The 26,463-nt window shown below is 45.3% G+C and carries 35 protein-coding genes and 1 pseudogene; 19 read left to right on the top strand and 17 right to left on the bottom strand.

Annotated features, from left to right (window positions below):
* Window positions 1–855: RNA-guided endonuclease TnpB family protein (locus tag GBV73_RS01725; protein ID WP_152878847.1), on the top strand; the 855-nt coding region annotated here is incomplete at its 5' end.
* A gap of 140 nt (window positions 856–995) precedes the next feature.
* Here the strand turns inward: GBV73_RS01725 and GBV73_RS01715 are convergent.
* The gene (locus GBV73_RS01715) at window positions 996–1,892 is read right to left on the bottom strand and encodes a cation diffusion facilitator family transporter (protein ID WP_042699620.1); all 897 of its coding nucleotides are present in this window, start codon (window positions 1,890–1,892) and stop codon (window positions 996–998) included.
* Between the two features lie 116 nt (window positions 1,893–2,008).
* Between GBV73_RS01715 and GBV73_RS01710 the strand changes: the two genes are divergently transcribed.
* The gene (locus tag GBV73_RS01710) at window positions 2,009–2,425 is read left to right on the top strand and encodes an OsmC family protein (RefSeq protein WP_152878846.1); all 417 of its coding nucleotides are present in this window, start codon (window positions 2,009–2,011) and stop codon (window positions 2,423–2,425) included.
* Here GBV73_RS01710 and GBV73_RS01705 read toward each other — a convergent pair.
* Window positions 2,422–3,450: an arsenic resistance protein gene (locus GBV73_RS01705; protein ID WP_152878845.1), complete on the bottom strand. Its 1,029-nt coding sequence runs from the start codon at window positions 3,448–3,450 to the stop codon at window positions 2,422–2,424. The two genes, GBV73_RS01710 and GBV73_RS01705, sit on opposite strands and share 4 nt — an antisense overlap.
* Window positions 3,451–3,542: 92 nt before the next feature.
* A complete protein-coding gene (locus GBV73_RS01700; protein ID WP_152878859.1) occupies window positions 3,543–3,857 on the bottom strand; it encodes a hypothetical protein in 315 nt (104 codons plus the stop codon).
* Window positions 3,858–3,983: 126 nt separating this feature from the next.
* Here GBV73_RS01700 and GBV73_RS01695 point away from each other — a divergent pair, with 126 nt between their 5' ends.
* Window positions 3,984–4,322 carry an ArsR/SmtB family transcription factor gene (locus GBV73_RS01695; RefSeq protein ID WP_371716973.1) on the top strand — a complete coding sequence of 113 codons (339 nt, stop codon included), beginning with the start codon at window positions 3,984–3,986 and terminating at the stop codon, window positions 4,320–4,322.
* On the opposite strand, the gene GBV73_RS01690 is transcribed toward GBV73_RS01695, so the two are convergent.
* Complete coding sequence (locus tag GBV73_RS01690; RefSeq protein ID WP_152878858.1) at window positions 4,312–4,761, bottom strand: arsenate reductase ArsC; 450 nt, start codon at window positions 4,759–4,761, stop codon at window positions 4,312–4,314. The two genes, GBV73_RS01695 and GBV73_RS01690, sit on opposite strands and share 11 nt — an antisense overlap.
* A 158-nt stretch (window positions 4,762–4,919) precedes the next feature.
* On the opposite strand from GBV73_RS01690, the gene arsB reads away from it, so the two are divergent.
* Window positions 4,920–6,017, top strand: coding sequence for an ACR3 family arsenite efflux transporter (arsB, locus tag GBV73_RS01685; RefSeq protein WP_152878844.1), 1,098 nt, complete (start codon window positions 4,920–4,922; stop codon window positions 6,015–6,017).
* Window positions 6,018–6,096: 79 nt separating this feature from the next.
* Window positions 6,097–6,687 carry a SagB/ThcOx family dehydrogenase gene (locus GBV73_RS01680; protein ID WP_042699643.1) on the top strand — a complete coding sequence of 197 codons (591 nt, stop codon included), beginning with the start codon at window positions 6,097–6,099 and terminating at the stop codon, window positions 6,685–6,687.
* Here GBV73_RS01680 and GBV73_RS01675 read toward each other — a convergent pair.
* The 3 genes from GBV73_RS01675 to GBV73_RS01665 all read right to left on the bottom strand — a co-directional run bounded on the left by GBV73_RS01675 (window position 6,684) and on the right by GBV73_RS01665 (window position 9,859).
* A complete protein-coding gene (locus GBV73_RS01675) occupies window positions 6,684–7,040 on the bottom strand; it encodes a hypothetical protein (protein WP_042699646.1) in 357 nt (118 codons plus the stop codon). The two genes, GBV73_RS01680 and GBV73_RS01675, sit on opposite strands and share 4 nt — an antisense overlap.
* 70 nt (window positions 7,041–7,110) lie before the next feature.
* Window positions 7,111–7,416 carry a thioredoxin family protein gene (locus GBV73_RS01670; protein ID WP_152878843.1) on the bottom strand — a complete coding sequence of 102 codons (306 nt, stop codon included), beginning with the start codon at window positions 7,414–7,416 and terminating at the stop codon, window positions 7,111–7,113.
* A 43-nt stretch (window positions 7,417–7,459) separates the two neighbouring features.
* The gene (locus GBV73_RS01665) at window positions 7,460–9,859 is read right to left on the bottom strand and encodes a heavy metal translocating P-type ATPase (RefSeq protein WP_371716972.1); all 2,400 of its coding nucleotides are present in this window, start codon (window positions 9,857–9,859) and stop codon (window positions 7,460–7,462) included.
* A gap of 118 nt (window positions 9,860–9,977) precedes the next feature.
* Between GBV73_RS01665 and GBV73_RS01660 the strand changes: the two genes are divergently transcribed.
* From GBV73_RS01660 to GBV73_RS01650, 3 genes are all read left to right on the top strand, one after another.
* Window positions 9,978–10,577 carry a TRASH domain-containing protein gene (locus tag GBV73_RS01660; RefSeq protein WP_152878841.1) on the top strand — a complete coding sequence of 200 codons (600 nt, stop codon included), beginning with the start codon at window positions 9,978–9,980 and terminating at the stop codon, window positions 10,575–10,577.
* 282 nt (window positions 10,578–10,859) lie between these two features.
* On the top strand, window positions 10,860–11,048 hold the full coding sequence (locus GBV73_RS01655; RefSeq protein ID WP_152878840.1) for an ATP-binding cassette domain-containing protein: 189 nt from the start codon (window positions 10,860–10,862) through the stop codon (window positions 11,046–11,048).
* Window positions 11,048–12,277: an MFS transporter gene (locus GBV73_RS01650; protein WP_152878839.1), complete on the top strand. Its 1,230-nt coding sequence runs from the start codon at window positions 11,048–11,050 to the stop codon at window positions 12,275–12,277. Before GBV73_RS01655 ends, GBV73_RS01650 begins: the two co-directional genes overlap by 1 nt.
* A gap of 129 nt (window positions 12,278–12,406) precedes the next feature.
* Here the strand turns inward: GBV73_RS01650 and GBV73_RS01640 are convergent, their stop codons facing one another.
* The 3 genes from GBV73_RS01640 to GBV73_RS01630 all read right to left on the bottom strand — a co-directional run bounded on the left by GBV73_RS01640 (window position 12,407) and on the right by GBV73_RS01630 (window position 14,600).
* Window positions 12,407–13,321: a DMT family transporter gene (locus GBV73_RS01640; RefSeq protein ID WP_152878838.1), complete on the bottom strand. Its 915-nt coding sequence runs from the start codon at window positions 13,319–13,321 to the stop codon at window positions 12,407–12,409.
* 173 nt (window positions 13,322–13,494) lie between these two features.
* The gene (locus GBV73_RS01635) at window positions 13,495–14,190 is read right to left on the bottom strand and encodes a cytochrome C biogenesis protein (RefSeq protein ID WP_371716971.1); all 696 of its coding nucleotides are present in this window, start codon (window positions 14,188–14,190) and stop codon (window positions 13,495–13,497) included.
* Window positions 14,191–14,267: 77 nt separating this feature from the next.
* Window positions 14,268–14,600, bottom strand: coding sequence for a hypothetical protein (locus tag GBV73_RS01630; RefSeq protein WP_152878836.1), 333 nt, complete (start codon window positions 14,598–14,600; stop codon window positions 14,268–14,270).
* Window positions 14,601–14,751: 151 nt separating this feature from the next.
* On the opposite strand from GBV73_RS01630, the gene GBV73_RS01625 reads away from it, so the two are divergent.
* The 8 genes from GBV73_RS01625 (at window position 14,752) to GBV73_RS01595 (ending at window position 20,917) form a co-directional block, all read left to right on the top strand.
* The gene (locus GBV73_RS01625; protein WP_371716970.1) at window positions 14,752–15,363 is read left to right on the top strand and encodes a class I SAM-dependent methyltransferase; all 612 of its coding nucleotides are present in this window, start codon (window positions 14,752–14,754) and stop codon (window positions 15,361–15,363) included.
* Between the two features lie 160 nt (window positions 15,364–15,523).
* Window positions 15,524–15,670, top strand: a complete 147-nt coding sequence (locus GBV73_RS11095; protein WP_172967182.1) for a hypothetical protein — start codon at window positions 15,524–15,526, stop codon at window positions 15,668–15,670.
* A 442-nt stretch (window positions 15,671–16,112) separates the two neighbouring features.
* Complete coding sequence (locus tag GBV73_RS01620) at window positions 16,113–17,186, top strand: hypothetical protein (protein WP_253910275.1); 1,074 nt, start codon at window positions 16,113–16,115, stop codon at window positions 17,184–17,186.
* Entirely contained in the window at window positions 17,186–18,091 is a 906-nt protein-coding gene (locus tag GBV73_RS01615) for an ABC transporter ATP-binding protein (protein WP_253910274.1), read from the top strand. Before GBV73_RS01620 ends, GBV73_RS01615 begins: the two co-directional genes overlap by 1 nt.
* A gap of 33 nt (window positions 18,092–18,124) precedes the next feature.
* Complete coding sequence (locus GBV73_RS01610) at window positions 18,125–18,415, top strand: hypothetical protein (protein ID WP_152878833.1); 291 nt, start codon at window positions 18,125–18,127, stop codon at window positions 18,413–18,415.
* The gene (locus tag GBV73_RS01605; protein WP_052315901.1) at window positions 18,381–19,340 is read left to right on the top strand and encodes an ATP-binding cassette domain-containing protein; all 960 of its coding nucleotides are present in this window, start codon (window positions 18,381–18,383) and stop codon (window positions 19,338–19,340) included. The genes GBV73_RS01610 and GBV73_RS01605 overlap by 35 nt, the downstream gene beginning before the upstream one ends.
* A complete protein-coding gene (locus GBV73_RS01600) occupies window positions 19,333–20,124 on the top strand; it encodes an ABC-2 family transporter protein (protein WP_042699668.1) in 792 nt (263 codons plus the stop codon). Before GBV73_RS01605 ends, GBV73_RS01600 begins: the two co-directional genes overlap by 8 nt.
* A 4-nt stretch (window positions 20,125–20,128) precedes the next feature.
* Window positions 20,129–20,917, top strand: coding sequence for an ABC-2 family transporter protein (locus GBV73_RS01595; RefSeq protein ID WP_042699671.1), 789 nt, complete (start codon window positions 20,129–20,131; stop codon window positions 20,915–20,917).
* A gap of 367 nt (window positions 20,918–21,284) precedes the next feature.
* On the opposite strand, the gene GBV73_RS01590 is transcribed toward GBV73_RS01595, so the two are convergent.
* The gene (locus GBV73_RS01590; RefSeq protein ID WP_172967181.1) at window positions 21,285–21,878 is read right to left on the bottom strand and encodes a hypothetical protein; all 594 of its coding nucleotides are present in this window, start codon (window positions 21,876–21,878) and stop codon (window positions 21,285–21,287) included.
* 345 nt (window positions 21,879–22,223) lie between these two features.
* Between GBV73_RS01590 and GBV73_RS01585 the strand changes: the two genes are divergently transcribed.
* From GBV73_RS01585 to GBV73_RS01580, 3 genes are read left to right on the top strand one after another with little or no spacing between them, the layout of a single operon-like run.
* Window positions 22,224–22,994 carry an ABC transporter ATP-binding protein gene (locus GBV73_RS01585; RefSeq protein WP_172967180.1) on the top strand — a complete coding sequence of 257 codons (771 nt, stop codon included), beginning with the start codon at window positions 22,224–22,226 and terminating at the stop codon, window positions 22,992–22,994.
* Window positions 22,987–23,259, top strand: a complete 273-nt coding sequence (locus GBV73_RS11280) for a hypothetical protein (protein ID WP_238981949.1) — start codon at window positions 22,987–22,989, stop codon at window positions 23,257–23,259. The genes GBV73_RS01585 and GBV73_RS11280 overlap by 8 nt, the downstream gene beginning before the upstream one ends.
* Complete coding sequence (locus GBV73_RS01580; protein ID WP_238981950.1) at window positions 23,234–23,701, top strand: hypothetical protein; 468 nt, start codon at window positions 23,234–23,236, stop codon at window positions 23,699–23,701. Before GBV73_RS11280 ends, GBV73_RS01580 begins: the two co-directional genes overlap by 26 nt.
* Here the strand turns inward: GBV73_RS01580 and GBV73_RS11225 are convergent.
* The 6 genes and pseudogenes from GBV73_RS11225 to GBV73_RS01555 all read right to left on the bottom strand — a co-directional run bounded on the left by GBV73_RS11225 (window position 23,675) and on the right by GBV73_RS01555 (window position 26,420).
* Complete coding sequence (locus GBV73_RS11225) at window positions 23,675–24,301, bottom strand: FAD-dependent oxidoreductase (protein WP_216643931.1); 627 nt, start codon at window positions 24,299–24,301, stop codon at window positions 23,675–23,677. The two genes, GBV73_RS01580 and GBV73_RS11225, sit on opposite strands and share 27 nt — an antisense overlap.
* Window positions 24,294–25,070: pseudogene (locus GBV73_RS11215) on the bottom strand (FAD-dependent oxidoreductase). The gene GBV73_RS11225 and the pseudogene GBV73_RS11215 overlap by 8 nt, the downstream one beginning before the upstream one ends.
* 65 nt (window positions 25,071–25,135) lie before the next feature.
* Window positions 25,136–25,348: a YHS domain-containing protein gene (locus GBV73_RS01570; protein WP_004067992.1), complete on the bottom strand. Its 213-nt coding sequence runs from the start codon at window positions 25,346–25,348 to the stop codon at window positions 25,136–25,138.
* Entirely contained in the window at window positions 25,349–25,555 is a 207-nt protein-coding gene (locus GBV73_RS01565) for a heavy-metal-associated domain-containing protein (RefSeq protein WP_152878831.1), read from the bottom strand.
* A gap of 95 nt (window positions 25,556–25,650) precedes the next feature.
* Window positions 25,651–26,025 carry a DUF302 domain-containing protein gene (locus GBV73_RS11520; protein ID WP_087037022.1) on the bottom strand — a complete coding sequence of 125 codons (375 nt, stop codon included), beginning with the start codon at window positions 26,023–26,025 and terminating at the stop codon, window positions 25,651–25,653.
* A 2-nt stretch (window positions 26,026–26,027) separates the two neighbouring features.
* Window positions 26,028–26,420, bottom strand: a complete 393-nt coding sequence (locus GBV73_RS01555) for a CoA-binding protein (RefSeq protein WP_152878855.1) — start codon at window positions 26,418–26,420, stop codon at window positions 26,028–26,030.
* Window positions 26,421–26,463: the final 43 nt, after the last annotated feature.

Genomic DNA, 26,463 nt, shown 5'->3' with positions numbered 1-26,463 from the left:
CACCTCTTCAAACTCGACATTGAAGGAGGATTTATTAAACTCTCAACTCCAAGTGGAAGGCTGGAACTGGAGTTTTATCGTGCAAAGTACCACGAGAAGTTTAGGGAGTGGAAAATAGGACAAGCGTGGCTTGTTAAAAATTCAAAGGGGAGTTTCATCAATATTGTCTTTTCCGAGGAGGTTGAAGTTAGAGAGCCAAAAGCCTTTGTTGGTGTGGACTTGAACGAAAACAATGTTACCCTTAGCCTTCCAGAGGGGGATTTTATCCAGATTATCACTCACGAGAGGGAAATTAGAACGGGCTACTTCTTGAAGAGAAGGAGAATCCAGAAGAAGCTAAAAACGGGTAAAAAGAGGAAAGAGCTTTTGGAAAAGTATGGTGAGAGGGAGAGGAACCGGCTGAATGACTTGTATCACAAGTTGGCCAACAAGATTGTCGAGCTGGCGGAGAGATACGGCGGTATTGCTCTCGAAGACTTGACGGAAATCAGGAACACAATAAGGTATTCGGCTGAAATGAACGGTCGCTTGCACAGGTGGAGTTTTAGAAAGCTCCAGTCTATAATCGAGTACAAGGCGAAACTGAAGGGTGTGAGTGTCGTTTTTGTCGATCCTGCTTACTCTTCATCCCTGTGTCCGATATGTGGGGGTAAGTTAAGCCCGAATGGGCACAGGGTTTTGAAATGCGAGTGTGGTTTTGAGGCTGACCGTGACGTGGTCGGCTCTTGGAATATTCGTTTGAGGGGCCTGAAGATGTGGGGAGTCTCCGTTCCCCCCGAAAGCCAGCCAATGAAGACGGGAGGCTGGAAGCCTACCCGTTATGAAATTAACACTTTACACACACTTTACGGGTAGGCAGAACGGCTATAAGCTACTTCGGAGACTCTTGATTGCTTCTTCTACTCGTTTTCCCGGTTTCACTTTGATTGTTTTAACCTCTCCCTCTCCAAGTATCACCTTTCCCTTGGGGCAGTCCATAGGTGTCGAGAGGACGTTTACTCCTCTTTACCGCCGCAGATTGTGTTCTTGTCCTTACACCTTCCAGCCTCAAGCTGAACCGTCACGTGGGTTATTCCAAACCTTTTTAGCCTCTCTGCAATATCATCTATGAGCTTTTGGGCCTCGCTGAGGGGCATATCGTTAACCTCAACGTGACACTCGAAGTGGACTTCCTTCTCTCCCACCCTCCAGGCGTGGAAGTGGTGTGCATTCTTAACAACTGGGATGCTCTCAATTTCCCGTTTTATCTCCTCAAAATTTAGATTTGGTGAAGCCTCCATGAGCACTTCAACGCTCTCTTTTAAAATTTCGTAGCTTTCACGGAGGATGTAGAGCGAGATTAGGACTGTGATGAGGGGATCTATCCAGAGGATGTTCCACTTTATGATAGCTATTCCACCGGTCACAACTGCGACTGAAGACAGTGTGTCACTCAATAGATGGAGATAGGCAGAGCGGACGTTCATGCTCTCGTGTGCGTGCTCATGAAGCAGGAGAACCGAGATTAAGTTGGCGAAAAGACCAATTAAAGCAACGCCGAGCATAAGAGGCCCGTTTATAGGTTCGGGATTTTTAAACCGCTTGTAGGCCTCAACAAGGAGGAAAAGGGCAACACCGACGAGAACGGCCGAGTTAACGAATGCGACCAGAATCTCGGCCCTCTTATACCCAAAGGTGTACTTTTCGTTCCTCTCGCGCTCGCCAATCTTTATGGCCAAATAGCTCACGAGGATGCTCATTGAGTCGCTGAAATTGTGGAGGGAGTCGCTCAGAAGGGCCAGGCTTCCGGAGAGAATGCCGCCGATGACTTCAGCTAGTGTTGTCACTATGTTGAGGACGAAGGAAAACAGCATTCTGCCCTTGAGGTCTTTGTGGTGATGCTCCCTTATCATCTCCACTCTCACCACTCTCAACTCTTGAGTGATAGTATAAAAGACTTTCGAACGTTAAGATCTGCATGGAAACGGGCTTTTATTTGAGATGGCGTTCATTTTAAAACGGTGATACTATGGAGCGTCTTGAGTATTCTGCACACTTAAAGTGGGACGGCAATGTCGGGAGCGAGGCAAAGGTGAGAGAGTTTACATTTAATATAGATACGAACACAGATGGTCATAACAAGGGACCGAATCCTACGGAATATCTCTTAGCGGCGATAGGCGGTTGTATAACCGTCAACTGGGGGAGGCTCATCAAGAAGATGCGCCTCGACGTGAAGGCCTTTGAGGTTGAAGTTAGGGGCTGGCGCGGGCTCGATGAGCCTCAATTGAAGGAGATAACTTACAAGATCACCATCTTCACTAACGAAGACGAGAAGAAGATCATGCGCGTTAAAGAGCTTGCCGAGAAGTACGGAACTGTTTTCAACACGGTCGGGGCGGAGAAGATAAAGGGAGATGTGGAGATAGTAAAACCGGCGGACTAAAGAGCTTCTGCTTTGTTTTTCTCATTAAGCCTGAAGCAGGCCTCAAAGGGACACCTTACCCCCTCCGCAAGCTTTAGATAGAGGATGAGGAAAATTATCTGGAATATTGGAAGTGTAGCCGCTGGAATGGCCACGAGGGGTTGGAAAGCGAGCGTCGCTATCGCTATAGCCGTTCCGTTGTTCTTCCCGACGCTGAGGAAGGCTATCCCCATGTGTTCCTTGTAGCTCAGGCCGAGAACCCTGTCCAGCCACGTTATGACCCCGAGCATGATGAGCATATAGACCGTGTTCACAATAGCAAGCTCAACGAGAAGGGTCCACTTGCTGAGCAGGAGCTGGGCCTTCATGAAGAATATCAGTCCCACGAGGAGGAGCATGGTGCTCATTGTTATCGAACCAAAGAGCGGCTTTAGCTCAAGGAACCTCTCCTTGCCAAGCTTTCTCGTGAGGAACCTCCTCGTGAGGTCGCCGAGGAGCATGGGGAGGATGAGGACTATGAAGACCGTTCTCAGGAGCAGAGAGAGCGGAACAGGGACGTTGTAGGCACTGCCGAGGAGCTTTATCCAGAGCGGGAGCATGATCGGGATGAGGAGGAAGTTAACGCCGAGCGCCACCGTAGCAACTTCAAGGTCCCCTCCGGCTAAACCGGCGTAGCCTATGCTCATGGATGAGCCGGGGACGAGCATAACCAAAAGAAAGCCGAGGGCTAAGTTGGTGTCATGGATGAAGCCCTTAACGAGAAGGAAGGCTATCAACGGCGTCAAAACGAAGTTGTACACCAGACTCAAAAGGACGGGCTTCGGCTCCTTCAGCACCTTGGGTATCCTCTCGAGGTTGAGGTTTATCATCATCGGGTATATCATGAGGAAAACCAACACCGTGGTCAGGTTGCTCAGAGATACCTTGTGGGCCTTAGCAAAGCCAGGGAAGACCAATCCAAGGCCCCACCCAACGGCTATGGCTATGAGAGAGTACCACAGCAGGTTTTTCTTAAGGTTGTTTGCGAGCTTACTGAACACATGCATCACCTCATCATGATATTTTCTTCATTTGAAACTAAATTGATTCGAATCCGATATCATTTAAAAGCATTGCTGGACAGAGCTGGGTAAAAGGCTCAAGCGAGCCAGAGAAAGCCTACCACCCTTCCGTCCTTCACGAGCTGGACCTTGGTACCCCATCTTCCGTACCAGTATGCACCGATCTCCACCTCTTTGGGGTCAACATCTTCCCAGAGCTCACCAATTATTTCCCCCTCAATGAGCAAGGGGACGTGGAGGGTTCCGCAACGGCACTTCCATGCAGCACCTTTGCTAACTTTCTCAAGCAGATCTCTTGCTTTTGTCTTGATTTCCTCGTAATTTGACTCTTTTTCCATCACATATCCAAACCTTCCAACCTTCCACTTCCATCCGGGAACTCCAAACGGCATCTCAACCACATCCAGTTTTTCTGAACTATAATATCACAATGTTGTTTATAAAGTTTTCTATAATATTCTAAGCAAAAGTCATCTAGAGCGGTAATTTTATAAGGGTTTAATGGTTAAGCATAATCGGTGAGGGGAGTGCCAAGATGGATGATGGAAGAAATGAGAAATCTGAAAAGTTTGATGATGCTCCTCAAGCCCCTTTTAGCAGAACCAAAGAGAGGCATTATCAGGATTCTCAGCGATGGCGTTAAGGGGACGAACGAAATCTATCAGGCCCTCCAAGAGAGGGGCCTTGAGATGCCCCGCTCAACGCTCTACTACCACCTCTCAGCCCTTGAGGACGCCGGAATAATAGAGATGGCCGGGTATAGAGAAGAAGGCGGTGGCGCCCCGGAAAAGCTCTGGAAGCTAAAAACTAGAAAAATCGGGATAGACCTCGTCACGGGAGAAATATTCAGAGAGTGAAGAGGCTCTTTCTTCCTATTATCTCGTCCCTGCTTTTATCAGCTTTTAAATCCTGGATTAACTTAAGGACTCTGGATTTTATCTCGTCCCTCACTTCCCGGTACTTCTCTATTGGCTTTCCATAGGGGTCATCTAATCCCCAGTCCCAGGTCTTCTCCGGAGGGGCGTAGGGGCACCTGTCGAGGCACCCCATGGTTATGACGATGTAAGCCCTCTCGGCCATCTCCTCGGTGTAGAGCTTCGGGTACTGCCCCTCAAGGGAAATCCCGATTTCCTCCATGACCTTCCGCGCAAGAGGGTCTATCTCCTCAGCCGGCTCCGTTCCGGCACTCATTGCTTTAAATCTCGAATCGTCGTTAAGGTGATTAAAAAATGCTTCCGCCATCTGACTTCTGGCTGAGTTCTTAACACAGACGAAGAGGATGAGCCTTTCCTCCATTTTTCTCACCATAAAGAGCTTATGAGACCCTTTTAAATATCTTTTCGCAATAGTCTATAGAGACCAATATAGATGAAACAAATCTCATTTGAGTTTTCACCTTTGGTTTTAAAAAGGCTTTTATTTGAAAACTCCTTCAACTCAAATGGGTGCGGGAAATGGGCGAGAAAAAAGGGTTAAGCTTCTTCGAAAAATACCTCTCACTCTGGGTGGCTCTCTGTATAATGGCGGGCATAGCCATCGGAAAGCTCTTCCCAACAGTACCCCAGGCACTCTCAAAGCTCACGATAGCTAACGTTAACATGCCCATAGCGATTTTGATATGGGCGATGATTTATCCCATGATGGTTAAGGTAGACTTCTCCGCTATAAGGCGCGTCCACAAGGGGCAAATGTTCAAGGGCCTAATCGTCACTTGGGTGACCAACTGGCTGATAAAGCCCTTCAGCATGTTCCTCATAAGCTCCCTCTTCATCGGGGTGCTGTTTTCATCGAAGCTCGGCCTAATCGAGCCCTCACTTGCCAAAGAATACATAGCTGGGGCAATACTCCTCGGTGCTGCTCCCTGCACGGCAATGGTCTTCGTATGGAGCTATCTTGCAGATGGAGATCCGCTCTACACGCTCGTGCAGGTTGCAACAAATGACCTCATAATTCTCTTCGCCTTCGCTCCAATAGTCGGCTTCCTAATGGGCCTCAACAAGGTTCCCGTCCCTTACGACACGCTCCTCCTCTCGGTGGTGCTCTTCGTTGTCATCCCCCTGACGGCCGGTTACCTCTCAAGGAGATACATCCTCACAAGGAAGGGGCAGAAGTGGTTTGAGGAAAAATTCCTTCCAAAACTCAGCACCGTATCAATAATAGGCCTTTTGCTGACGCTGATACTACTCTTCTCCTTCCAGGGAGAGATAATCCTCAAAAACCCACTCCACATTGCCCTCATAGCGATCCCGCTGACTATACAGACTTATTTCATCTTTGCTATAGCCTACGGGTGGGCGTGGCTCTGGAAGCTTCCACACAAGGTTGCAGCTCCAGCATCGTTCATAGGGGCAAGCAACTTCTTTGAGCTGGCCGTGGCGGTCGCTATAGCCCTATTTGGCCTCGAAAGTGGGGCGGCTTTAGCCACAGTTGTGGGTGTTCTTGAGGAAGTGCCGATAATGCTGAGTCTGGTATGGATAGCCAACAAAACCAGACACCTGTTCACGTCCGAATTCGAGGCCGGAAGTGCAGTCCCAACGCTTGCTGAGGAGTAGTGACTTCTTCTCAGCTTTTTTATTTTTAACACCAAAACCCTAATCAATGAAGACACCGTCATTAATTCTGGGATGTGCCATGAAGGTTGAACTTCCTGCACCGAGACTTAAAGGTGAGATGAGTGTTGAGGAAGCGATAAACCTGAGGAAGAGCATAAGAAAATACAAAGATGAGCCATTAACCCTTGAAGAAGTCTCCCAGATACTCTGGGCCGCGTATGGAATAAATGCCTGGGGTAAAAGAACTTCTCCAAGCGCAGGTGCTTGCTATCCATTTGAAGTTTATGTAGTAGTCTCAAATGTCGAAGGGCTTAAACCGGGCCTCTACCACTACGATGGCAAAGCCCATACTCTGGAATTAATCCGCGAAGGGGACTTGAGCAAACCCCTCGCTAGAGCATGTCTCAATCAAAGGCACGTAGAAACAGCTCCGATAAACATCATCATAGTGGCGCACTACGAAAGGACGACAAGAAGATACGGGGAGAGGGGGTATAGGTATGTGCACATAGATGCCGGACACATGGGGCAGAATATTTATCTGCAGGTTACCGCTTTGAAGCTGGGGACAGTTGCTGTAGGAGCTTTTATAGATGAAGAAGTTAAAAAAGTGCTTGATGTACCAGGAGAGCCGCTCTACATATTCCCCGTGGGAGTTCCAGAGGACTAAAGCTCGCTGGCTTTGTAAATGGCTATATCTTCCCCTTCTTCAATTAATTTTGCCTCGTACCGTTTTATTTTGCCGTTGGTGTTTATCTCCATGATCACCTTTTCTGGAGAAAGCTTTTTATCTGTTGTGAACTCCTTTGTCTCTATTGCCTGTGTAAAGAAGTCCCCACTCCGATCGAACTTAAAGACGAGTGTATTTCCTTCAAATTCATAGCCTTTGTAAACCGCTCCTCCCATTCTGAAAGTGGCTTCTAGAGTAATGTATTTTTCCTCATTAGCGTTGCTAATCACGTACCCTCCCACAAAAACTATCGCCAAAACCAAAATTCCGAAAAACGCTTTCAGACTTTTCATACTTTTTCACCTAGAATACGCTCCGTTTAAAAATTTAAAAGAATTTTGACAGCTTCAAATATCTTTGAAGCTAAATTTTGTGAAGCTCCTCGAATTTCAGCAGGACTTCCTCCTTTGTCCTTATGAGGTTCTGCCTTCCGATCTCTTTTCCGTCTTTGAGATAAACGAGTGTGGGAACGTTCAGAATGTCGAATTTCTTCACGAGGTCTTCCCACTTCTCAGCGTGTACGTGGATAATCCGAATATCCTTGAATTCGTCACTTAACTCCTCCATGAAGGTCTCAACCAGCCTGCAGGGCGGGCAGCTTGGAATGGAAAACCAGAGCACAACCTTCCCCCTGCTAAGATCAACCTTTCCATCGTATTCGAGTATCATACCAACACCACCATTATTTTGCCTTCAAAGGATAAAAGGATTGTCAGATATTAACGCGCTTAAGCATAAGCGAGTTCGTGACCACGCTGACACTGCTAAGGCTCATGGCCCCGGCGGCCCACTCGGGCCGGAACTGGACGCCGAAGAGCATGTAGGCCAGCCCGGCCGCGAAGGGTATCAGTATGGTGTTGTAGAACATCGCCCAGAATATGTTCTGCTTTATCTTTGAAAGCGTCTTCTGGCTGAGCTTTATGGCCCTTACGACGTCCCTCGGGTCGTTCCTCACGAGCACTATGTCGCCGCTCTCCATCGCTATGTCGGTCGCGTTCCCCACAGCTATCCCCACATCCGCCTGGGCCAGTGCTGGGGCGTCGTTAATCCCGTCCCCCACGAAGATGACGGTTTCTCCCTTCTTCTGGAGCTTCTTTACCTCGCTGGCCTTATCGCCCGGAAGCACCTCTGCTAAGATGTAGTCCACGCCGAGGGCCTTTCCAATCGCTTCGGCAGTCCTCCTGTTGTCGCCGGTTATCATGCCGACCTTCTTGCCCATCCTGTGCAGCTCCTCAATGGCCTCCTTGGCGCCCTCCTTTATCGTGTCAGCAACCCCAATCACGCCGGCCGTTCTGCCGTCCACCGCCACTATTATCGCCGTCTTTGCCTCGTTTTCCAGCCTGTGGAGAACTTCCTCGATGCCCTCTATTGAGCGGCCGCTTTCAGCGAAAAGCCTCCTGTTCCCTGCCAAAACCTCTCTTCCGCGGACTCTGGCCCTGACGCCTTTTCCGGTGATCGCCTCAAACTCCTCCGGCTCTTCCACCTCTATCCCCAGCTCCTCGGCCTTCCTCACTATGGCCTCTCCAAGGGGGTGCTCCGAGCGCTTCTCCGCCGAGGCCACCAGTTTCAGGAGCTCCCTTTCGTCCATGCCGAAGGCTATCACGTCCGTGACCTCGGGCTTCCCCTTCGTGAGCGTCCCGGTCTTGTCGAAGAGCACTACCGTTGCTTTCCTCGCTATCTCAAGGGCCTCGCCGTTCTTGATGAGTATCCCCATCTCGGCGCCCTTGCCTATGCCGACAGTCAGAGCCGTCGGGGTGGCTAATCCAAAGGCACAGGGGCACGCTATGACGAGGACGCTCAGCAGGGCTGTAAAGGCGAACACCAATGGCTTGCCGGCTATGAAGTACCAGTAGGCAAAGGAGAGAAGGGCTATCGTGAGCACCGCCGGGATGAAGTAGGTCACCACCGTATCAGCCAGCCTCTGGACTGGAGGTTTGGTGTTCTGCGCCTCCTCCACAAGCCTTATTATCTGAGCTAAGAGCGTATCCCTTCCAACTTTTTCCGCTTTAACCTTAAGGACGGAGTTCTTGTTTATTGTCCCCCCGATGACCTTATCTCCCGCCCGCTTCAGGCTTGGGATGGGCTCACCGGTTATCATTGACTCGTCTACGTAGCTTTCTCCCTCGATGACAACCCCATCGATGGGAATCCTTTCACCGGGCTTTACGATTACCACGTCCCCGGCCTTGACCTCGGTTATCGGGACTTCGATCTCCTTCCCGCCCCTCAGGACGGTTGCCTTCTTCGCCTGGAGTCCCATGAGCTTCTTTATTGCCTCGCTCGTCCTTCCCTTTGCCCTCGCCTCAAGGTAGCGTCCGAGCAGGAGGAACGCCATAAGGAGGACGCTAGCCTCAAAAAAGTTGAACTCCCTCGGGATTACCCCAAATGTCGCTAGGACGCTCGTCAGGTAGGCCGAGCCGATACCTAAAGCGTACATCACCTCCATGTTGAGGGTCTTGTGCTTGAGCGAGGAGTAGGCCTTCCTGAAGATTCCCCTGCCGGCGTAGGCTATGGCAACTGTGGCTAGGAGGAAGTGGATGTAGATCAGGTTTTCAACATAAATTCCAAACCTCTTCAGCTGCATGGAGAGAAAGAGGGGTATCCCAACGCTCCAGGCCACTATGAGGTTGCGCCTCATCTCCCTTATATGCTTTTCCCTCACTTCCCTTTCGATGTCGTGGCTCTCTTCACCCTCCACGCCCAAAAACTCGTACCCCACGCTCTCAACGGCCTTCTTGATGTCCTCAATACCAACAAGCGAGGGGTTGTAGGACACTTTGGCCGTCTCGGTCGCGAGGTTGACGTTCACCTCAAGGACTCCGGGGAGCTCTTTTATCGCGTTCTCAACGGTCTTAGCGCACATCGCGCAGGTCATGCCGCCGATTTTGACCACAGCATCCCTGCGCTCCCTTATCACCTCGTACCCGACTTCTTCTATCGTCCTGATGATCTGGCTCAGGCTGACCTTTGACTCATCAAAATCAACGAAAACCGTCTCACTGTTCAGGTTGGCCTTTGCAGTTCTCACACCATCTAATTCAGCCAAGGCCATTTCTATGGTTTTAACACACATGGCGCACGTCATGCCGTTAACTTTAAGGGTTATCTTCACACTTACCACCATTATTTACTTCGTGATGAAACTTATAGGCATTATTTATACCAAAATGTAAAGTCCAGTCGAATGTTTTTTATATTTTGGTAACCCATCGGCAGGTGAGGTGTTAATGATGAACAGGCTGGACGACCTTGACCTAAAGCTCATATACCTCCTGCTGGACGACGCGAGGCTCAGCATATCCGAGCTGGCCGAGAGGCTTGGAGTCAGCAGGCCGACTGTTAGGGCTAGGCTGGAAAAGCTTGAAAAGGAGGGAATAATCGAGGGCTACACCATACGGCTGAACCCGGAGCTTCAGAGGGCCCACAACGTGATCGCTCTCATCGTCAAAACTGAAAACCCGGAGAAGATGGATGAATTTGATGAGATATTTGAGATCAACCGCTTCACGAGCACCAAGTACCTCATAAAAGTCGCCGTCAATACCATGGAAGACCTCAAGCGGGTCATCGAGGGGACGGGCGTTGAAGTCCTCGAAATAATGCCCATCCTTGAGAGCAGGGAAAAAAGGCTCAGACCCAAGGTAAAGGTTCCCTTCAGGTGCGACTACTGCGGAAAGGAAATCGTTGGGGAGCCGATAGTCTATAGGTACCGCAACAGGGCCTACTTCTTCTGCTGTCCGACCTGCCTCACGGAGTTCAAGAAAATCCGGGAGAACCTGGAGAAGACAAAGGAGAAGGGCGCAGTGGGAGCCAAGGGGCACGAACATTGACCTCGGGACTCGGGAAGAGTGAAGAGTAAGGGGGTCTTTATTAAACCCCCCAACTCGGCTTTTTCGTGAAGGAAGCTTTTGGGGGTTTACCCGCTTTCCGGAAATTCCCCCATCAAACGTTACCAACCACGGGTTTACAAAAATTATAAATATCTGGTAGCTCTGTTTTTATTCACCGGTGTTTTAATGGAGATGTAGCAATGGCAGATAGGCGGAAGTTTCCAGGTTAATGGCACTTCCTTGCAATCCCAAATCCCGGCTTGCCGGTAGAAGGTGAACCCCATGGTCAGCGAGGTGATCCGGCTAACCGGCGTCTCCAAATCCTTCAAATCCTTTGGGGACGTTGAGGTGCTTAGGTGCATAGACCTCTCAATCCGTGAGGGGGAGTTCGTGGTGATAGCCGGAGAGAACGGCTCCGGTAAGACAACGCTCAAGGAGAATCTTAATGTTTCTTATGGATTTAGAACTTGATGAGCATACTAGGGGAATACACAATGAAGAAAAATGCTTTATTTTTATCCCTTGCATATTTTCTTTCTGTAATTGGAGATGGTGTTAGAACGGTTGTTCTGCCATTAATAGTTTTAGATATCACGAACTCAACGTATTTCATGGGCTTGGTCTTCTCAATTGAGACGATGGTTTTTATTGTCTGTGGGATGTTCTCGGGTGCTATTGCAGACAGGATGAACAAAAAATACCTCCTTATTGGCTCAGATATATCGAGAGCAATCCTTGTTTTGAGCATTATTCCCATAGGTAGTGGTTACCCCCAGTTTTTCAAAATCTGGGTGTTAATTGTGGCAGTGCTGATGAGCTTTGCGGAAACATTCTTTAGGCCCGCTTTTTTTGCTCTGGTGCCTGAAATCGTTGATGAAAAGGATATTGATAGGTTTAATTCACTTTTAACTACATTGTCCAAAGGTGGGGACATAATTGGATTCTCGCTTGGAGGGGTTTTATACAACATACTAAAGATTAACGCCCTCCTCGTGGATGGGCTATCATTTTTAATTTCCGCAGCGATAATCGGGACTATAGCAGTAACTCAAAAGCCGATGGTGGGGTCTAACAGGAACATACTAAAAGACCTGAAAGAGGGCATGGTATTCATAGGAACCAACGGATTCATACGGAGCATACTGTATTACGGCCTTTTGATGAACTTTTTCTCCGCCCCCATAATGATCACAATGCCGGCGCTGGCGAAGGTTCTCTTCCCAGAAAAAAGCGGATATGTCTATGGACTCATGAAAATAGGGTCGAGTGCGGGGGTAATAATCGCAGGTATTCTCCTTTTATCCCTCAAAAAGATAAACAGAAAAACCTTGTTTGTTTTGGGCATCACGGGAGAGGGCGTGGCGATGCTCCTACTCGGATCATTACAGCCAATATCTGGACAATATGAGCTAATACTGCTGATACTGATAGCAATGAACTTCATCCTGGGCGTTTCTGTGGCTATACTGAACATACCCATTACCAGCTGGCTCCAGATATATACTCCTCAAGAGATGAGAGGAAAGGTGAAAATGATTAATGACGTGATTCTGTCTGTTCCAATTGCAGTCTCTCCTCCATTATTTGGGTACGTATTAGAAAAAATTAACATCTTCCATCTGCTTATCTTTATGGGTGCCATGACGACCATTATTGGGTTCAGTGCATATTTTAATATGGTAGAGCCTGAAAAGGGATAGTGTTTACAAAAAGCTCGGCTACACCATCGAGAGGGAGCACGAGATTGAGCTTGAAGGCAAAAAATACAGGTTCTACAGAATGGTGAAGCCGTTCTAACCCCAGATAGTTCTTCTGCCTTCAAAAAGCAGTTATTTGTGGATTTCTTCTCTGGAGAGCACGTACACCCCAAGGAGCATGATCATGCCAAAGACGACCTTCAGTGCCGTGAGGCTCTCGCCAAGAGCTAGGAAGGCGAAGAGAGCACCTATGAGTGAAGAAGTTGAGAAAATTGCCCCCGTCCTCATCGCACCGATTTCTCTGAGGGCAAAGAGAAATAACACGAGAGAAAAGCCTATGCTGAACGCACCGACGGTTAAAACGTACGGAAGGCTCTGGAGCGGGATGTAAAAGGGGACTCCAATTAGAGAGGCCAGAGTTAATAGTGCACTTCCTCCAAACAGCCCCTTCAGTGAAGTTACTAGGAGCAAGTCCCTCTTAACACTTAACAGCTTGCTCAGGTTATTATCTATCGCCCATGAAAGACCTGCAAGGATTATTAAAATGTTCCCAAGAATGCCTTTGCTCAACTCCACTTCTCCGAAGTTTTCTGTCGAGATAACAACGGCTCCGATTAAAATTAGAAGAATTCCCAGAATACCTCTTCTTGAAGTCCTCTCTTTAAAGATTAGCAGGGCGATCAACACCGTAAACAGCGTTTCAGTGTTGAGCAGGAGGGATGCATTGACTGCAGTCGTTCTATAAAGCCCAAACATAAAGAACAGCGGCGCCAGAAAGGAGCCGAAAAGCACTATAAAAGCCAGCAACAGCAAATCTCGCCTTGAGAAGCCTTCCTGGGCTTTAACGCTGGATTCAAGCCGTTCAAGGATTCTATCTTTAAGGGGCGTGAGACGGAGGAACATCAGGACCACTCCGGCTGTTACGTAGATGCTACCCGCCACGATCATCGGGTGGACGTCCCTGAGGGATATTTTGTTCAGGGTCGAGCTCATCCCGAATAAGAAAGCTGCCAGGAGGGCACTTGCGTAGCCGTAATGGTGGGTCATGTGGTAAAGCTGGAATAAAGCCTTTATAAGCCTTGTTCACACGAAAAGGGTGAGGGTAGCATAAAATCGCACTGTTTCATCTAAAGTGCCACCGGCTGGGATTGCTCCCTAAGTTATGGGTGCAGAGAGAAGGAATGCCGCGAATTTAAAAAGCCCGAACCCGAAAAATCCGGTTAAGCAAGAAAAATGATGTAGAAGAGACTCACAGCCACGAGCACCACACCCACGGCTAAGTCCATGTTTCCAATTATCTTTGAAAGCCTGTTAACAGCTTCTCCGGCTTTTTCGTATTTTCCGGCATAGTGGAACCCGAGAGTGACCAGCAAAAGCGGAAGGACTGAAATACCCACAAAGGTTAGCAGAAAGACCATCTTGGTCATAATCGAGAACCCAGCTCCGGAGACTATGGAAGACATAACCAGATATATGGGAAGGGCACAGCCACAGGAAAGCGATATCAATGCCATTATAGAGCCAGAAAGGAAGGCAACCGGGGGAGATGTTGCTTTTTCTATTACAGTATTTGTCTTTTCCCGGAGGGGGTTCATCAACTGAAAGCTCACAACACCTTTTGCGGAGAGTATCTTGTAGGCTCCAACAGATATTCCAAGAAAGGCCGCCAAATAGCGCAAAACTGAGAACTTGGTAACGAGCCCCATAAAGAAATACCCCAAAAGGGCGAATCCCACAAAAGCTCCTGCAGTGAAGGATAGCCCAACCTTGAGGACTTTCCTCTCATCTACGAGAACTATAGCGGATAGAAGAAAAATTATCATCAGAAAAACAGAGGGCCGGAGGGCATTAAGAATCCCCAAAGCCACAACCGATAGGGTTGTTCCGGCATATTGGGAGAAAGACTCAGCTAACACGTAGGTAGGTAATAAACTTAACAAAAATAAGAAAACCAACGAATAAAATTTACGCCTCATTTCTCTCGCCTTTAGCTTTAGTGCTCCTCTTCCTCTTCAAAGCCCATAAACCTTTCGCAGGTCTCGTGCATTTCCTTCATCTCTTCCCAGCTAACGCCCATGTACGCTCCCATTTCCTCGTGGAGCTCCGTGAAGTTTCCATCGGCCATGTAATCCTCCATTTCTTCGTGTTCATCCATCATATCATGCATGCCATATCCCATCATGCCCATTCCGTGACCACCCATCATTCCCCAGCCATTCCAAAAGCTTCCTCTCCCTTCATTAACCCCGCCGGAATGGGCCAGGCCGTACGGAACCGCTATAAGCGCCCCGACTATGAACCCTATCAGCAGTGACTTCCACTCCATAGTACCATCTCCCTTTTTCCAAGCACTACTAAGTGAACAAATGCTAATAGGCTTATCATTCCCAACATGATAAGCAAAAGATTGTTTCTTTGCCAGTATGGAAGGATAAACTTAATTGGAAGTTCGCAAAGATAATCAACAGGCGAGAGACGTGAATCCCGCGAAAAAATATGATAGATTTGCAAGGTTCTACGATCTGTTTGAAAGCCCTATGGAAATGAAAGCCTTTTCAAAGTACAGGAAGAGGGCATTAAGCCTGGTTAAAGGTAGAGTACTTGAGATAGGGGTAGGTACAGGCAAAAACCTGGCCTATTACCCAAAGAACGTGGAAGCCATTGGTATAGATTTCAGCAAAAACATGCTAAAGAAGGCTGATGAACGAAGAAGGAAGCTCGGGCTTGAAAACGTCAAGCTGTTATACATGGATGTCCAGGACCTGGAGTTTGAGGATAATACTTTTGATACCATAGTTAGTACATTCGTGTTTTGCACTGTTCCGGATCCAATTAAAGGGCTAAAAGAGGCTTACAGAGTGCTAAAACCTGGAGGAAGAGCAATATTCTTGGAACACATGAAGAGTGAGTCAAAGCTTCTCAACGTCCCCCTCTACCTCATGGAGCCCTTCATAAGAACGCTCCTCGGAACTTCTCTGCTGAGGGAAACTCAGAGAAACATCGAGAGGGCGGGCTTTAAAATAGAAAAGGTCGAGAACCTCTTCTATGATATCGTGAGGCTGATAGTGGCGACAAAGAATAAGGAGTAAATTGTTAATCATTATCCTTCGAGGATCTTCAGCGTCACGGTTTCCAGGGGGAAGCTTTTGGGCATCCACGAGATGCTCCTCAGTATTCCGCTTGATCCGGTTCAGCTCGTGTTCATTAGAACTCTCGGAGGTTTTATCATAGGAATCACGGGGGATAGCTTTGGGTAGTATCGCCGGATGGATGCTTACTGAATACCTAGGCAATCCACTCTCCCTGACAAAGATATTCAGTGGAGTCCTAATATCGGCTCCTCTCCTCTTCAGCTTCACTTTTCCGGTAATCCTGATAACGTTCCTGTTCCATTAGATACGCCTTGACGTTGCAAAGGGAGTCATTGCTCCTGTGGCATTCTTTGCGCCCCTCTACATCTCCAAATATCCGGGGATGGGACTCTCAATACCAATGGCATTCGGTATTTCCCTGCTCCTTTCCATGGGGGACCATCGTTGTATCTTCTCTGATGATAAAATCCCTCTATGGTTGGTCTAAGATTATATACGTCCAAACAGTGAAAACTATCGGAAGTTGTAAGTTTTTACGTACTCAATGTTCAGACATCAGGTTCACAGGATATTGCTTTTTTATAGTAGTTTGTTAACTTAATGTTTTAAACATAAAGTTTAGAAAAAACTTAAATTCGTAATTAATACTATTTGTAATTGGAGAGCTAGTAAGGATGTCAGAAAGTAACAGGTGGCCCGGACAGATGTGTTTTAACTCTATCTTGCTTCATTACTTTAACAGGCTTATGAAATACTACGGGCTGGCGATGGGCTCTTCATTATTCTTCTCTATACTTTCAAAAACGCCATTTATAATCGAGCCACTCATTTTATACATCACAGTATTTGTTATTGGATATGTTATTGAATGCAACTCTACGTTATACCAGATAAGGAAATTCTCCTGTGGTGGTAGATATTACAATCTTGAAAAATTTGGTATTATATCAGCGCTTTTTGCCTTCTCCATGTTTTATGTATTCTCAGTTTCTGGCATTATGATAGCTATTGGTGGATTTGAATTCTCGGTGAATGATATCCTGAATATGAGCCTTGTCTCAACAATTTATTCGTGCTTCCTTCTGTTTGGAGTATTTCTGATTTCTGGTCTAATCCCTGCGGTAATATTGCTAATGATTGTGGTGATTCAGACATCATTGATAGTTGGGAATTCGGGAAGTATTTCAGAGTTGGTTATGGGGATCCCTAAAACTGAGAATCCCATCTTAATATCATTATCAACCATGGCCCTTACCATACTATTCCTAACATTTATAGGAAGGGAGCCAAGTGTGAGACCAGTCATGATCCCAGTAAAATTTTTTAAAGGAACCCTGGCGTGGATTTCCTTCATTATGAGCTACTCAGTAAGGTACTCCTTTATAACTGCCCCTATACTTATGTCCCCCATTATTTACAAATATATTTCAGGGCTTGAAAGAATTGAAATAATATACATGACTATTGGATACCTTCTCCCATCTTTTTTGATTAGTAGTGTTAGTGTGGCAGATACGTTGAGACTCTTAAACTTTAGGAAACTCTTTATTTCCTTATCAATGTTCACCCTGTTTTCAATGATCATAACCGTTCCATTTACCGTCGGGATAAACACTAAAATTATCCTCAGGTTGATATTGTGGTCATTTCTTGGTTCCAGTATAGCACTCTTGAGGAAATTCAAAAAGTACTACGGAAAAGATTCAATATTGCTTCCCTTTCTGGCGTCTATCCTAATGATCCTGGGGATATATTTTGGACCAATGGTAGTTCCCTTTGCGTTCATATTTTTGTATGTATTCCTGCGGAGGTGTGAATGATGGGGGAACCTCTCATTATGTGCAAAGAACTAACAAAAACATTTGGAAAAACACGTGCTCTTGACAGGATTAACTTTTCAGCCCCTCCGGGACTGATAATATTGCTTGGTAAAAACGGAAGTGGGAAAAGCACCTTGGCTAAGATAATCAGTACGCTTTTACCCTACGACGAGGGGAATGTAAAGGTAAAAGGAAAGGAAGTAAACTCAAACAAAAGAGAAATCCGGCAAATGATATCATACCTACCCCAAGATAATATAGTCGAGGATGTCTTAACTGTTCAGGAAATTGTTGAACTGTATTCCAGGCTTTTTGGAGAACCCGAAACTAAGGCAGATGAGCTATTGGATTACCTGGGGCTCTCTCCGTATAGGGACACTCTTGCCGGAAACTTAAGCGGAGGCTTAAAAAGGCGCCTGTCAATACTCCTTGCATTTCTACCTGACAGAGACATTTATATTTTGGACGAACCATTCGAAGAGCTGGATTTTTGGGGGCGAATTAAGGTTATGGAGCTAATTCATCACGCTTTAAAGAAAGGTAAAAGCATTTTCCTCATATCTCACACGGCCACCTGGCTTGAGGAGATAGCCGATTATATATTGATTCTACATCAAGGAAAACTACTGTACGCAGATTCTCCCAACAATCTGAAACAGGCATTTAAGGATGTTTATGCAATAGATATGGAGTCACTTTCGGAGATTAAGAAAATCCTGAAAAACCCCCATAATGTAACAGTGGCAATCAATGAAAGAGTGTCGGTCGTTGGAGAACGCCATGCCCTCTCCAATATTACAAAGATTAAAAACGAAGAGATCCGGGAGGCATCTATCAGCGAAATATGCGCTTTTATCGCGAACAATGCAGCTTTACAGCAAAGCAACTTCATCAAAAAACTATAAAATTTCATACTGCATGCTCTGGAGGTTTGAGAAATGCCTCACAAGATGATCAAATCTCGGTTAATGGAGGAAGTTAAATACACTGCGAAAGAGCTTGGCATTCTTGGAGTGAACGCCTTAGCGAACGTAGTCATAATCATATGGCAATTTCCAGAGGATGCAAAGGCGGATGTAGATCAAGAGCTTACTATTTCAGTGGTAAAAATCCATCTGCCCCGGATGTTATCTTCTGCAACCTCTGGAGGCTCTTGTTTTCGGAAAATATCAAAGAACCTCAGAGTTGAGAAAAATGTCCGAGATAATAATCAAAATAGAAAATCTTGACCTCATTTACAAGCGTGGCCAAGAGCGCATCAAAGCGTTAGATTCAATTAACTTGACTATCAGCAAAGGTGAAAAAGTTGGCATACTGGGTCCCAACGGGGCGGGGAAGTCATCACTAATAAAAATTTTGGCGGGAATTATTAGGCCTACATCTGGAAATGTAATTTGTTTAGGTTTGAACCCCTTTAAAGACCGTCGTAAATATCTGGAAAAAATTGGAGTTGTTTTTGGGCATAAAGGTTTTTTAATCCCAGATGTACCTGTTATAATGTCTCTTGAACTCGCAGCTGCAGTATATGGTGTGCCTAAAGAAGAATTTAACAAAAAACTCAAAGAATTGACTGAAATTTTAGGAATTGAACGAAGTCTTCTAAAGCGCCCTCCTCGCTTGATGTCCCTTGGTCAAAGAATAAAATTTGAACTAATTTCTTCTCTCCTTCACGAACCCGAACTTCTTATTCTCGATGAAGCCCTAATCGGAATTGATGTTGTGTCAAGACATATTATAAAAAACTATTTGACAAAAATAAACAAGGAACTTGAGACCACAATTTTAATTTCATCCCATATTTTATCTGACGTGGAAGATTTTTGTGATCGAGTCATAATACTGAACAGTGGCAAGTTAGTACTTGACACGAGCATAGAACAGCTGAAAAAGCGGCTTGGACAATTAAAGCAAATTGAAATGCACGTAATTTCCGAAGCTTATGCACCTTACGTAGCGGAGATGCTCAAGAAGGTCTCTTCTGATGTTACAGTGGACGGGACATTTGTAAAGTGCAGATTGCCATCTGAAAAAGTCAATGAAATTTTAACACTCATGTTAATGCCCAACAATCACAAATTGAACATTATAGAGGACATTATCATTAAAGAACCTTCTTTGGAAGACATCATTAAGAAGGTGTCTAACTATGAATAGGCTGTCTTGTGTAATCAACGTCCTCTTAAAATCTGCAGTGGAAAGGGTTAGGCTGTATAAAACCGACTTAGCTCTCTATTTAGTAGCATGGTGTGGATTTACCGCTCTGTTAATGACCTTCTGGACTTCGGTGTTAGCCAATTTTGAGATTGTGACCTTTACACGTGGAGAAGTGCTTGCATTTATAGGGATGTACTATATTGCATGGGGCATCGTTTCTTTTTTCTGGGGTGTACGGGATCTTCATGTTTACATTGTAGATGGCACAATTGACGTTTACCTGACCAAGCCCATAAATCCTGTGTTTTTAGTAATCTTAACAAAAAGCCATGCTGGAGTAGTTTTGGAAATTCTTACTGGAGTGATTCTACTCCTAATATCAATTCCACTATTGCCCAACCCAATAACTACTAAAAACATTTTTTTAAGCATTATTTTCCTCTCAGGAGGCGTAGCTCTTTATGCTTTAATCTACGGGGCTTTGAGTATGTTGGCCTTCTTCGTAGGTAGGATGGAGCACACTATTGAGCTAATTGACTACGCCTATGAATACACGTATTATCCGCTAAATTTTCTACCTAAGGGTCTGAGAAGCATTCTTACTTGGGCATTACCCTTGGCATTCTTAGTCACACTCCCTACTCTCAGTTTACTTGGGAAACTATCGACTAAGAAGCTCATAATATCAATCATCGGGGAGGGTATTCTACTCATCGTGTGGTTTGGGATTTTTGTGGCTGTTTTCAAAAAGGGCTTAGAGAAATACACATCTGCAGGAGGATGAGTGTATGAAGCTCGCAGTGGTGAAAACTCTTGTACAGGTTCATTTTGAGAAGCTCAAGACGTATAGGCGGGATTTTTTAATAGGGTTTGTTTCTGCTCCCATACAATTTCTCTTTCTTGTAGCTTTTTGGAGCTATGTCTATAGAACCTTCTCTCAAAAAACAGATATACCTACACTTAACGTAACGATTGCTTATTATGCTCTTCTCCTTATCTATGATAATGCAATCTCAGCATTAAATATCTCTGGAAAGCTCTCTAGAGATATATTTACGGGCAGAATTGATGTACTTCTCTCTAAGCCAATTTCTCCCCTGCTTAATTATGCCATTGAAGGTTATGTAAGATACCTTGTTTTTATACCGGTCTACCTCATTGTTTACTTTCCTATTGCGATAAAACTTGGTTTAAAATTTGACACTGAACATATTCTGGTAGCTTTCTTAGTTTTGTTGGCCTCCTCTACTATCAAGTTTTTAATAAGCTCTCTACTCGGCTTAGCTTCTGTATGGACTGGTAAAATAGTAGGTATAACAAGAATATATCAATTTGTTGAGTTAATACTCTCTGGAGGATTTGTTCCCTTATACCTTTATCCTGAGCCACTAAAAAGTATTGCAACATTCCTTCCTTTTTATTACCTCGCATACGTGCCAGTAGTGATTTGGATAGCTCCTGAGCTTGTTGCTCCTTCAACTTTTGTACTGTTGACTGTGTGGATTGTAGTATTGCTCTTCTTGGTGCATGTTATAACTCATCGTGCTTTATCCTCATATCAGTCTTCGTATGGATGATTTTTGGTATTTCGCATTGGCTCATCCACCTATTGTGACTGAAAGGTTTTAGAGTTTTCTTCCTGAGGGCTTATCATGGCAAGTGCCCCCAAACTACTATATATCATGAGATTCTAATTCTTTTGGTGTTGTTTGAGTGAGAATAGCTGAATGGATGTGTAAGCGCCAATGCTTACTAAAAAAACCAACACTCCCAGCCTGACTACGTTATTAAGGAGGAATAATCTGTCAATCACATTAAAAATTAACCCCGGGATGATTAATGTTAAGATGGTTGAAATTAAGGCTGAGTAGTAAGAGTTAAACTCTTTCTTAAACCCCCAGAAGACGATTAACAAAAAACTAAAGGATATGAAGTAATCAACCATCATAATATCGCCGTCCAATAAGTCCATGTTATCTTAATGTCAATCCGAGTATTAACTCTCCCAGCATAAGTTATTGTGACATGCCCCGAACGGTCATCCGGATTTAAAGAAAAGTAGTCCCAGTCAAAATAAGATTTGTCAAATGCATCATATGCTTGAATTTTTATGGAATGAAATGTCATAGGAAGTGGTAGAGGTACATCAGAAATTTCGACGGGAATAGTTTTGGGACCATCCCACTCAAGATATAATGGGCATGCATACTCTGAGCAGTGTATAAGATCAAGCTTGGCATAAGCATAGAATTTGCCATCCTCAGCCGTTCCAGAGGCTGTGTAAATGTGTCCGGCATCACCTACTTGAAGGTGCAAGGTTATGGTGATGTCTTTGAAATATACTACCTGTTCTGGGCTTATTTCCTTTTGGTTAGTAGGTTCTGCTACTGTCATTTGGGCAGTCCCCACCAAAACCAACACTAACAACCCCAACAGTAAACCTAAGAGTTTTCTCCTCATTGAGAGACCCCCTTTACAAACTTCTTGTATTATAGCATAATGTTTTATGTTTTCAAATCTTATAAATTTTTTCTTCAAGTTGTAAATATTATCATGATAAGCAGTTAAGGTTAAGTTTTTGGCAGTAGAAAAAGAAGGAGAAGAGGACTGAAACCATCATATACTGAGCGGTTTCAGCATTAAACTTCTCGCAGAAACAGAACCCTATACACCGTCAAAATTTGACGTCCTCTGAAATCACCACAATGCTCTTGTATGCAAAAATATTAAAATATCTTCGTCTACTAATAGCATTAGGGAGTTAATGGCTAATTTACGCAATAAAAGCTCACCGCTTAACTAAACGCTATGACTCAACATTAGCACTCGACTCTTTAAGCTTTAGCGTAGGGCAAAATAGGATAATTGGACTAATAGGATCAAATGGGGGCTGGAAAGACGACTTTAATAAAAATTTTAACTACTCAGCTCAAGCCTACATCAGGGAAAGCCTACGTTCTGGGCCATGAAGTGGGAAAGGGGAGCACTGAAATAAGGAAGAGAATTTCCCTTCTACCTCAGGAGGTCAAAGCCCACTTCTACACCCTCACACCTTTTGAGTATATCTACCACTACCTTAGAATGCGCGGGCTGAAGAGGCAAGAGGCAAAAGAAAAAGCCCGTGAAGCTATAAGAGAATTCAACATAAGCTATGCCGACAAGCCAATGGTAGAGCTCTCGGGCGGGATGGTTAGAAAAGCGCTGGTTGCTATGGTCCTTTCCTTCGACGCTGAGCTGTACTTCTTGGACGAGCCTACAGTCGGCTTAGACCCCTCGGCGAGGTTCGAACTCTGGCAGATTTTAAGAGAGAAAACCAAAAGTTCAACGATTTTTCTGACCAGTCATTATATAGATGAGGTCTCAAAGGTCTGCGACGAGGTAATTCTGCTTGACAAGCGGATACTGCTCCAGGGGGAGCCCGAGGATATCGTAAAGCACTACTTGCCGCGCTTTAGGAAGAAAGTTGTGCTGTTTGAGTACGCGGACGTAGGAGAATATGCTGTCAAAAAAGCAGGGAAATACACTTTTGTTTATCCGGAAAGCGAAAGCGAGCTTGAAGAACTCACAGAATCGCTCATCTCCAGAGGAGTGCCCTTCAAAATTGAAGAACTTACAATTGAAGACCTGTTCCTGCTGGGGTGGTCTGATGATTAGCGTAATCGAGTACTACGCCAAGGCCCTCACGAAGAGCAGGGCTTCCCTTATAAGCTTCGCCATTAGACCACTCTCTTTTATCTTTCTCTTAACCGTCGTGAGCGGTGGAAAGCTTTTCCCAACGGCACTCATTGGGGGAATGATTAGCTTTGTCACAGGCATTGGAATAGCTGACTTGACCATAGAGATAGCAGAAATGAAGACGCGCTCAAAGTTTTATGATGTACTCTCGACCCCCAGTGCATTCGCTGAAACTCGGCCTTAGAATTTCAGTAGGGATGAGCATTCCCGCGTTGCCTTACTTGGTTGTTCTCATTGCTACCTTAACCTGCGTGAGGGGACTTTCTCTCTCGGGAATAGTTCAAATAATCCTTCTCTTAGTGTTTTTATGGCTTTGGAGTGTTTTCGTTGGACTCTACATAAGTGTGAAGCTCAAGGAGCCGATAGTTATAATGAGAGTTTCGAACATCACCCTAACAGCTTTAACGGTCTTCGCCCCAGTTTACTATCCCATTGAAGTTCTTCCAAACTTTGCCCACAAAATTATTCTCTTTTTACCGACGACAAGCTGTGCATACCTAATTCACTCACTTTATGAGCCATTAAGTGAGTGGAAAATCGCTTTAACGAGCTTAACATTTTGGTCTTTAGGGATCGGGGTTTTCAAAGAAGAATTGACGCTAGAGGGCACAACACGGCATTTTTGATATATCTCCTTTGAAGGAAAGTGCGGCAAGCTTTATTGCCTCGCTCATCGTCGGGAAGACGTGAAGAGTGTCTATAACCTCATCTATAGTCATTCTGTTCCTAATTATCACAGCGGCCTCATGGATCATCTCAGCGGCGTTGTAAGCTAAGATATGAACCCCAAGGATTTCCTTCGTTTTTGCATCAACGACCATTTTTATCAGGCCCTTTTCTTCACCCAGGATCAATGCCTTTGGGACGTTCGAGATCTCTACCGTTCTGCATGAGCATCTTGTAATCCTTTGAGCTTCTCCATCAGTCAATCCAACGCTTGCAAGCTGTGGATCAGTGAATACAACCTCTGGAACAACTCTATAGTCAATTTTAATATTCTTGCCCTCTAACGCGTTTGTTGCTGCAGTAAACCCCTCCTTAGCGGCAACCGTTTCCAACATAGGTTCGCCTACCACATCTCCAGCTGCGTAAATGTTTTTGCCTGCTTTCAGCGTTTCATCCACAACCACCTTTTCGTTGGTTTTCACATTAGTGTTCTCAAGGCCCAAACCGTGAGTATTTGGACTCCTCCCAGTCGCGAAGAAAACGTACTGTCCTTCAAACACCTTCTCTTTTCCCCCTCACTTCAGCATGGACTCTAACTCCCTCTCCAGCTCTTTCAAGGCGTCTTATCTTCACGGAAGTGTTTATATTGACCCCCTCCTCACCTAGAATGTCCTCAAGCTCTATTGCCAGTTCAGGCTCAGCTGTGGGCATTATCCTTATGCTTCTCTGCAGAAGAGTTACCTCGCTCCCGGCCCTCGCAAAGATCTGGGCGAATTATAAGGCTTGGGCTCTCCCACCGATGATTACAACTGAGTCGGGAGCCTTTTCAAGTTCAAGTGCCTCAATATGGGTCAGAATTCTGTTCTTAACGTCTTCAACACCGTCTATAGTTAAAATTCTTGGCTTTGCACCCGTTGCTATGAGAGCTTTCTTAAATTTAATCTCCCTACCATCTACTACAATTCTATGATTCGACTTAAACCTTCCTGAACCGTTGATATAGTCAACGTGCTCTAGACTCTCCAGAACTTTCTCATACTTCTCTCTCCTTAGCTTTTTTACGAGTTCATCCTTTCCGTCCAGCAGTTTTCTAAAGTCAAACTCCTTAAGGGTGAAGCCTAAGCCGGAGTAATGATTCACTAACGCCCTTTTCTTAAGTTCTAGGGCGGTTAGGAGATACTTAGTAGGAACACAGCCAACGTTTACACACGTCCCTCCAATCGGGCCTCGGTTGACCATGAGAGTCTTTACATCAAGCTCATCCGCTTTTAAAGCCGCAGCAAAGCCCGCCGCTCCGCCTCCAATAATAACAAAATCGTATTCGTTCATCATGTTGTACCTCCACTAACAAAAAATCTGATTCTAGTGCACCAAAAGATTAAGGGCGAAAAAGATCAGTGGCAGCATCCATGTCTTCTGTGGCCATGTTCGTGGGAATGCTTTCCATGTTCGTGTTCCATCTCTTCCCCTTTAATGTATTCTTCCGGGTTAGCTTCAAATTCAGCCTTGCATTCAGGGGAGCAGAAGTAGTAAACTTTGCCATTATATACTGCTTTAAGTTCAGTTCCTTCACTAACTTCCATTCTACATACCGGATCAATGGGCATTTACTCCACCTCAACTTCGTAGCCGTATCGCTCTATTGCCCTTACAATGTCTTCAAGCCTTGTCTTTTCAGGATCGAACTCAACAACGGCAGTCTTCTTCTCAAGGCTGATCTCTCCCTTAGCTCCAACACTCTCAATTGCCTTGCTTATCCTCATAACGCAGTGCTGGCAGCTCATATTAGGTATTTTCAATATAGCTTTCATCATTTTGCCATCACCAGAATTACCTTAGAATAGAACATTTATTGCCCTTATCTTTTTCAAAGTGGGAAAAGTAATCAAAAAAGTTTTAAAAATTGAAATTACAGGGACTCGATAATTTTGATAACCCTTTCCTCCATGGGCTTCATGAGCTTAACTACTTCTTCCCCTGCTATCTTCCATGCCACACTGGGCAAAGTAACGCCGAGGTAGTTTCCGTCCTCTCTGCGGTAGCCAAAGCCCGTGCAGGGGAGCAAAGCCCCTATATTTGGGTCTATCTTCACAAGCTCTGCCACGAGCTCTTTGTCACATATGAATAGGAGATGATAGTCCGCGACAATGCCGTCCTCTCTTTCCACTATCGCCACAGGAATCCTTTCCCCTATGAGAAGGAAACCTTCCTCTTCAAGCCTCTTCTTGAAGCGCTCCCATAGGAAGTCAAGGTCTTCCTCGAACTTTCTCACGTAATAAAACACTCTCACACCTCCAGGAACATCTTTTTGTCGCTCGTCTCGACCATTATGCACTTTTCAAAACTGTATTCCACCCCTACTTTCTCTAAAAATTCCCTTATCTCCTCACTCTCGGCTCCAGGCTGGAACCAGAGTTTTTTGAAGCCTGCTTCAACAGCCTCCTTCGCCACCTGCAAACCTACTTTAGGTGGAACTACAAAGACTATGACATCTACATCCCTTGGGAGCTCTTTGATGCTTTTGTAGCACTTCACGCCTTCAATCTCATCGTAATTCGGATTCACTGGAAGGACTTCAAAGCCTTTGCTGAGGAGATCCTTCAATATTATATTCCCATACTTAGCAGGGTTTTTGCTTGCTCCAACGAGAGCTATCCTCTTGAATTCTTTCACATTCATTTTCCTCACCAAGCTTGAATTACGGTTCACCCTTTTTATACGT

Source organism: Thermococcus sp. 101 C5 (assembly GCF_009372125.1).
GTDB lineage: Archaea > Methanobacteriota_B > Thermococci > Thermococcales > Thermococcaceae > Thermococcus_A > Thermococcus_A bergensis.
This window is presented reverse-complemented; position numbering and strand designations above follow the sequence as displayed.